The 6,305-nt window shown below is 64.6% G+C and carries 5 protein-coding genes; 3 read left to right on the top strand and 2 right to left on the bottom strand.

Features of this window, described 5'->3' with window-relative positions:
- Positions 1-248: 248 nt before the first annotated feature.
- Complete coding sequence (locus AC0L3S_RS20855) at positions 249-1,424, bottom strand: patatin-like phospholipase family protein (protein ID WP_473257447.1); 1,176 nt, start codon at positions 1,422-1,424, stop codon at positions 249-251.
- A gap of 255 nt (positions 1,425-1,679) precedes the next feature.
- Between AC0L3S_RS20855 and AC0L3S_RS20850 the strand changes: the two genes are divergently transcribed.
- From AC0L3S_RS20850 to AC0L3S_RS20840, 3 genes are all read left to right on the top strand, one after another.
- Complete coding sequence (locus AC0L3S_RS20850) at positions 1,680-2,459, top strand: acetoacetate decarboxylase (RefSeq protein WP_473280983.1); 780 nt, start codon at positions 1,680-1,682, stop codon at positions 2,457-2,459.
- A 110-nt stretch (positions 2,460-2,569) separates the two neighbouring features.
- The gene (locus tag AC0L3S_RS20845; RefSeq protein WP_473280981.1) at positions 2,570-3,589 is read left to right on the top strand and encodes a transporter; all 1,020 of its coding nucleotides are present in this window, start codon (positions 2,570-2,572) and stop codon (positions 3,587-3,589) included.
- Positions 3,590-3,605: 16 nt separating this feature from the next.
- Complete coding sequence (locus AC0L3S_RS20840; RefSeq protein ID WP_473280979.1) at positions 3,606-5,009, top strand: carbohydrate porin; 1,404 nt, start codon at positions 3,606-3,608, stop codon at positions 5,007-5,009.
- Here the strand turns inward: AC0L3S_RS20840 and AC0L3S_RS20835 are convergent.
- Positions 5,006-6,301, bottom strand: coding sequence for an MFS transporter (locus AC0L3S_RS20835; RefSeq protein WP_473280977.1), 1,296 nt, complete (start codon positions 6,299-6,301; stop codon positions 5,006-5,008). The two genes, AC0L3S_RS20840 and AC0L3S_RS20835, sit on opposite strands and share 4 nt — an antisense overlap.
- Positions 6,302-6,305 lie beyond the last annotated feature (4 nt).

The raw sequence follows: 6,305 nt of genomic DNA, 5'->3' as shown, positions 1-6,305 counted from the left end.
GCGTCATAAGCCGTAAAACCATTCGCGCAGGGAAGGCCGGTTGCCGGCGTCACCTGTCGTCCACCCCGTGCGCGTCTTGCTCGCACACGGGACTACGGGTGCCAGCCGGCGCCCGGCCTTCCCTGCGCCCTTTCCTTCGAGAGGGTGCGAAGACAAGAGCAAAGCTCGGGCAAAATGAGCCGCGAGAATGCGAAAGTGTGCCTGCAAGCCGGGAACGGGAATTGGGTGATCGCGACGGGACGATAGAGCTACGCGCTCTCCGTCTCCCGGTGCACGTCGTGCACCACGAGGCCCATGCCTTCGTCGGGCATCTTGATCCAGTCGCGGCGCTTGAGGGTGCGCTTGGTGTCTTCGTAGCCGGAGGTCCAGTGCTCGCGCATCGAGGTGCCCGAGAATTCGTGGTCCTTGGCGTCGCCCTCGTAGGCCTTCTGCTGGTAGATCAGATGCAGGATCGCGATCTCCGGCATGTGGCGCAGGCTTGACTTGAGTTTGCGCTCCTCCTCGGAGAGCTGCTCGTCGGGCAGCTTGGCCAAGGCCTTGTAGAGCAGGACCTTGAGGTTGTGGGTTCGGCGGTAGACGTCGGTGTTGTGGCGGGTGCGCGAGGAATACATGATGTCCTTGTGGCGGGCCATCACGTCCTGGATCGAGCGCGGCAGCACGCCGCGTGCGCTGAACAGGTCGACCTGGAACACCAGCGAATTGAGCGCGTCTTCCTGGTCGAGCAGGTGCTGAAGCGGCGTGTTGGAGACGATGCCGCCGTCCCAGAAATGATCGGTGCCGATCCGTACCATCGGCAGTGCCGGGGGCAGGGCGCCGGAAGCCATGATGTGCTCCGGCTCGATCTCGTCATGGGAATTGTCGAAATAGATGAAATTGCCGGAGAGCACGTTGACGGCGCCGACCGCGAAGCGAACCTTCTTCTCGTTGATGAGGTCGAAGTCGACGAGCTCGAGCAGGCTCTCCTTCAGCGGCATCGTGTCGTAATAGCTGGTGGCGGTCCGGGCGCCGACCGGGCTCAGCCAGGGATTGACCTGATGCGGGCTGAAGAAGCCCGGTTGGCCCATCGCCGACGTCATCCACGCGCTGGTGAGATTGCGCCACTGGCGGAAGATGTCTCCGTCAGGCGTGTAGTGCCAGATCTTGCGGTTGGTGATGCGCTCCCAGAAGATGCGCAGCGCCTCGAGCCGCTTCTCCGGCTTGTTGCCTGCGATGATGGCGGAGTTGATCGCGCCGATCGAGACGCCACAGACCCAGTCGGGCTCGATGCCGGCCTCGTGCAGCGCCTGGTAGACGCCGGCCTGGTAGGCGCCGAGCGCGCCGCCACCTTGCAACACCAGCGCAACGCGGTCGCAGCGCTCGGGCCGCCAGCCTCGCGAGGGAGGCTGATGGGTCTGATGAGCCGGTTGCGACGTTCGGGCGTCCATGGTGTGCCTCCTGGCAAGCATGGAGATCATGCTTCAATGACAGAGGCCAAACGATTGCGTCGGGCGGTGACGGCGTGATGACATTCTGGCGCCGATGCATCGCTTGCATGCACCATGAGCGCCCTAAGAATGGCTGCGGTCGTGCGGATGACGGAAATCCTTCACATCGCAGTCAATGACGGCGGCTAGCAATCTGCATCGCCGCCTGACGCTGCCGGGCGGGCATCACATGAGCACCACGAGAGGAGACCGGCGATGCGCAGGGAAGATTTACTGAGGCTTCCATCCATGCCGGCGGCTGGGCCGAGCTATCCGGCGGGGCCCTATCGCTTCGTCAACCGCGAATTCCTCGTCATCACCTACGAGACCGATCCGGAGCTGATCCGCGCCGGCCTGCCTGAGCCGCTGGAGCCGATCGACCAGCCGATCGTGCATTACGAATGGATCAGGATGCCGGACTCGTCCGGCTTCGGCAGCTACACCGAATCCGGCCTCGTCATCCCCGCGCGCCTGCACGGCGAGGAGGTCAATTTCGTTTCGCAGATGTATCTGGACGACGATCCGCCGATCGCAGCCGGCCGCGAGATATGGGGCTTTCCCAAGAAATACGCCCATCCCAAACTCGAGATCGTCAAGGACACGCTGACGGGCACGCTGGAATATGCCGGCCAGCTCGTCGCCATGGGCACGATGGGCTACAAGCACGAGAGCATGGCCGGCAACGGAGACCTGACCCGGGCGACGCTGTCGAAGACGCAGGTCAATCTGAAGATGATCCCCGGCGTCGACGGCCGCCTCGAGATCTGCCAGCTCGTCGCGATCAACCTCATCGACATCGTGCCGAAAGGCTCCTGGATGGGGCCCGGCCGGCTGCATCTGGTGCCGCATGTCAATGCCCCCGTAGCCGATTTCCCGGTCCGCCGCTGCCTCGGCGCGCATCATTACATCGCCGACCTGACGCTGCCGTTCGGCCGCGTCGTGCACGACTACATCAGGGAAGCCGAGTTGGCCACCACCGGGCTGGCCGCGGAGTAGGGCGTCATCATCAAACTGTAACAATGCCGTAATTGAGTACCCGCGAGGGTCCGGAAGATGCCGTCAGCCATCTTGCGGAGCGGGGCGTTCGTTGACGGTTGGGGTTGGTCATGGCTGAGCCGGCTAAGCTTGTCAGCGCGATATCGGATTCCGTGCCTTGCATTCCCGGCCTGGTATGGGCATTCCGCCTCCACGGCGACGGCGGCGCCGAGGCGCTGCCGATCGACCAGCCGATCGAGTTCAGTCACGACGGCCGGCTCTGGCTGCATTTCAACCTCACGGACACGCGCGCGCGGCCGTGGATCGCCGCGTCACAGCTGCCGCCGCTCGCGCGCGAGCTCTTGCTGTCCAGCGACACCTTCCAGCAGCTTCACGTCATCGACCACTGCGTCTACGGCGTATTCTCCGACCTCGTGCGCGAGATCGACAGCGCGACGGAGGAGACCGCGTTCCTGCGCTTCGCCATGACCGAGCGGCTCCTGATCAGCGGCCGCCATCAGGCGCTGTGCTCGGCGGATGCGACACGCCGGGTGCTCGAAGGCGGCTACCGCGTCGACAACGTCGCCCATCTCCTTGAAAAGATCGTCGACGAGGTCGCCGACACGCTTGATAGGATGGCGGCCGACAAGCTCGGCCAGGAGATCGACGACATCGAGGAGCGGATTTTGGCCGACGACGCCAAGCCGGAGATGCGCCGCAATCTTGGCCGGCTGCGCCGGACCTGCGTCAGGCTGCATCGCCAGCTCACCGGCCTGCGTACGCTGTTCCATCGCCTCGACCAGAAGAACACCGACCACCTGTCGCCGGACCTGCGAATCCAGGCCGGCAAGCTGGCGCAGCGGCTGGACGGCCTCGACCACGATATCGTCGAGCTGCGCGAACGCAGCCGCCTGCTCGAGGAGGAGCTGCGTTTCAAGAACGAGGAGGAAAGCAACAACCACCTCCACACGCTCTCGATCGTAACCTCGCTGCTGCTGCCGCCGACGCTGATCACCGGTATCTTCGGCATGAACACCAAGGGCCTGCCGCTGACCGATGTCGAGAGCGGATTTTTCTGGGCGGCGCTCCTGATGGCCTCGTCGGTCGGTGCGGCCTATCTCTTCATGCGGCGTACCGGTATTTTCAAATAGCGTACGCCTATCAGCCGTGATCGCGAGTGCACATCAATTTTCGCTGCGAAATGCGGCCGCGATTGTGCTGGCCTCGACAGTGGCGAGCACCGGCGCGCTCGCCGGCGCCAAGGACGAGAGCGCGGCGGAGTGGCTGGCTCCAAGATGGTTCAACGCGTGGCATGACGGCCTCGCCAACAAGGGCCTGAATTTCGGCGCCACCTACATCGGCGACAATATCGGCAATGTGTCGGGCGGTGTTAAGCGCGGCGCCATCCATTTCGGCCGGCTCGATCTGTCGGTCGATGCCGATCTCGACAAGCTGGTCGGCTGGACCGGTGGCCGTTTCTACGCCAATGCCTTCGTGATCTACGGGCGGGGCCTGAGCCGCAACTACGTCATGAATCTCGCCACCATCAGTGAGATCGAGGCGCTGCCGGACCAGCGGCTCTACAATGCCTATTTCGAGCAGAGCTTCTTCAACGACCGCTTGAACATCAGGGCCGGCCAGCAGGCCGCCGATGTCGAGTTCTTCGACAGCCAGACCGACGACCTCTTCATCAACGGCACGTTCGGCTGGCCGGCGATCAAGGCGTCGAACCTTCCGGCCGGCGGCCCGGCTCCGCCAATCGCGGTGCCTGGCATTCGCATCAAGGCCGCGCTGACGGACCAGATCACGGCATTCGGTGCTGTCTTCAACGGCGATCCGTCAGGACCTGGCGATGCAGATCCGCAGCTTCGCGACCATCATGGTCTCGCCTTTCGCGTCAACGACCCGCCGTGGGTGATCGGGCAGGTTCGCTTCAACTACGACATCGATATCGGCGGCCGTCCGCTCGCCGGCAATATCACGCCGGGTGCCTGGAAGCATTATGGCTCGTTCGACAGCCAGCGCTTCGCCGCGGATGGGCGGTCGATCGCCGATCGCGACGGCAGCGGCATTCCGGCAAAGCTTCGCGGCAACTACGGAGTCTTTGCCGTCATCGAGCAGGTGCTCTATCGCCCGCCTGAGGTCAAGGACAACAGCACGTCGGCCTCGATCCCGGGCGTCACCGCGTTCGGCCGCATCGCCTACAGCCCACCGGACCGCAACCTGATCGATCTCTATCTCGACGGCGGCATCGGCTTTGTCGGCTTCGTCCCGGGCCGTTCGCTCGACCGCTTTGGCGTGGCCGCGGCCTACATGCGCATCTCGAACACTGCGCGCAACCTCGATCTCGACACGCAATCCTTCACGGGCGTCCAAAGTCCCGTGCGCAGCAACGAGACGCTGATCGAGATGATCTACGAGGCGCACATCAAGCCGGGCTGGCTGATCGCGCCGTACTTCCAGTACGTGTTCCGCCCCTCGGGCGGCGTCCAGAATCCGGACGACCAGAGCGGTGTTGCGCGGATCGGTGACGCCGCGGTCTTCGGCGTCACCACCACGATCAGGTACTAAGCCATCGCGGCTTGCGGCTTTGGCTTCGGTTGTCGCGACAGTGTCAGCACGATCAGCGAGGCGAACACGCAGAGCGCGCCGGCGATGAAGAAGGCGGGCAGGTAGCTCTGATAGACCGTCCGCGAGAAACCGGCGCCGAAGGCAGCGGTGCCGGCGCCGAGCTGGTGGCCGGCAAAGATCCAGCCGAACACCAGATTGGCGCGCTCGGGTCCGAATTTCTGCGCGGTGAGGCGCACCGTGGGCGGCACGGTCGCGATCCAGTCGAGGCCGTAGAACATCGCAAAGATCGAGAGCCCATAGAACGAGAAATCGCTGAAGGGGAGGAAGATCAGCGAGAGCCCGCGCAGGCCGTAATACCAGAACAGCAGATAGCGGTTGTCGTAGCGGTCCGACAGCCAGCCCGACATGATGGTGCCGAAGAAGTCGAAGATGCCCATTGCAGCCAGCAGGCCGGCGGCCTGCACCTGCGGGATGCCGAAATCGAGGCACATCGGAATCAGATGCACCTGCACGAGGCCATTGGTCGATGCACCGCAGACGAAGAACGTCGCAAACAGGACCCAGAACGCGCTGCTCTTCGAGGCGTCGCGCAGCGTGCCGAGTGCGACGCCGGTGATCGAGCCATGGCTGACGGGCGGCGCGGGCAGGGGGGTGGTGCCTTCGTCGCCGAACGGGCGCAGGCCCAAATCGCTCGGACGGTCGCGCATCGCGAGCAGGACCGCGAGGGCGGAAACACCAAGCGCGATGCAGACAAAGCCGAGTGCAAGCCGCCAGCCGAAACGTTCGGTGAGGCTTGCCAGCAGCGGCAGGAATACGAGCTGGCCGGTGGCGACGCTCGCGGTCATGATGCCAACGACGAGGCCGCGCCGTGCCGCGAACCAGCGCGTCGCGATGGTGGCGCCGAGCACCAGCGCAGTCATGCCGGTGCCGATCCCGATCACCACGCCCCACAGCGCCACGAGCTGCCAGACCTCGGTCATGCCGAGCGAGAGCACCAGCGCCGAGACCACGATGAGCTGTGCGGTCAGGGTGACGTTGCGCAGGCCGTAGCGGTTGAGCAGGGCAGCCGCGAACGGCGCCATCAGCCCGAACAGGATGAAGCGGATTGACAGCGCGGAGGAGATCTCCGCCGTGCTCCAGCCGAACTCCTTCTGAAGCGGAACGATGAACACGCCGGGCGCGCCGACCGTGCCGGCGCTGATCAGCGCGGTGAGGAAGGTCACGCCGACCATCACCCAGCCGTAGTGGATATTGCGGCGGCCGAGTGTTGCCGCGAGCCAGCTCGAGATCATTGGG

This window comes from Bradyrhizobium sp. Ken01, from assembly GCF_055807355.1.
Note: the sequence above shows the minus strand (reverse complement) of the source record. Positions and strands in the feature narration are given on the sequence as shown.

Bases quoted from the DNA above. Each gene is read 5' to 3' on its own strand.
- AC0L3S_RS20855 (WP_473257447.1), bottom strand. From the start codon at position 1,424: ATGGACGCCCGAACGTCGCAACCGGCTCATCAGACCCATCAGCCTCCC.
- AC0L3S_RS20850 (WP_473280983.1), top strand. From the start codon at position 1,680: ATGCGCAGGGAAGATTTACTGAGGCTTCCATCCATGCCGGCGGCTGGG.
- AC0L3S_RS20845 (WP_473280981.1), top strand. From the start codon at position 2,570: ATGGCTGAGCCGGCTAAGCTTGTCAGCGCGATATCGGATTCCGTGCCT.
- AC0L3S_RS20835 (WP_473280977.1), bottom strand. From the start codon at position 6,301: ATGATCTCGAGCTGGCTCGCGGCAACACTCGGCCGCCGCAATATCCAC.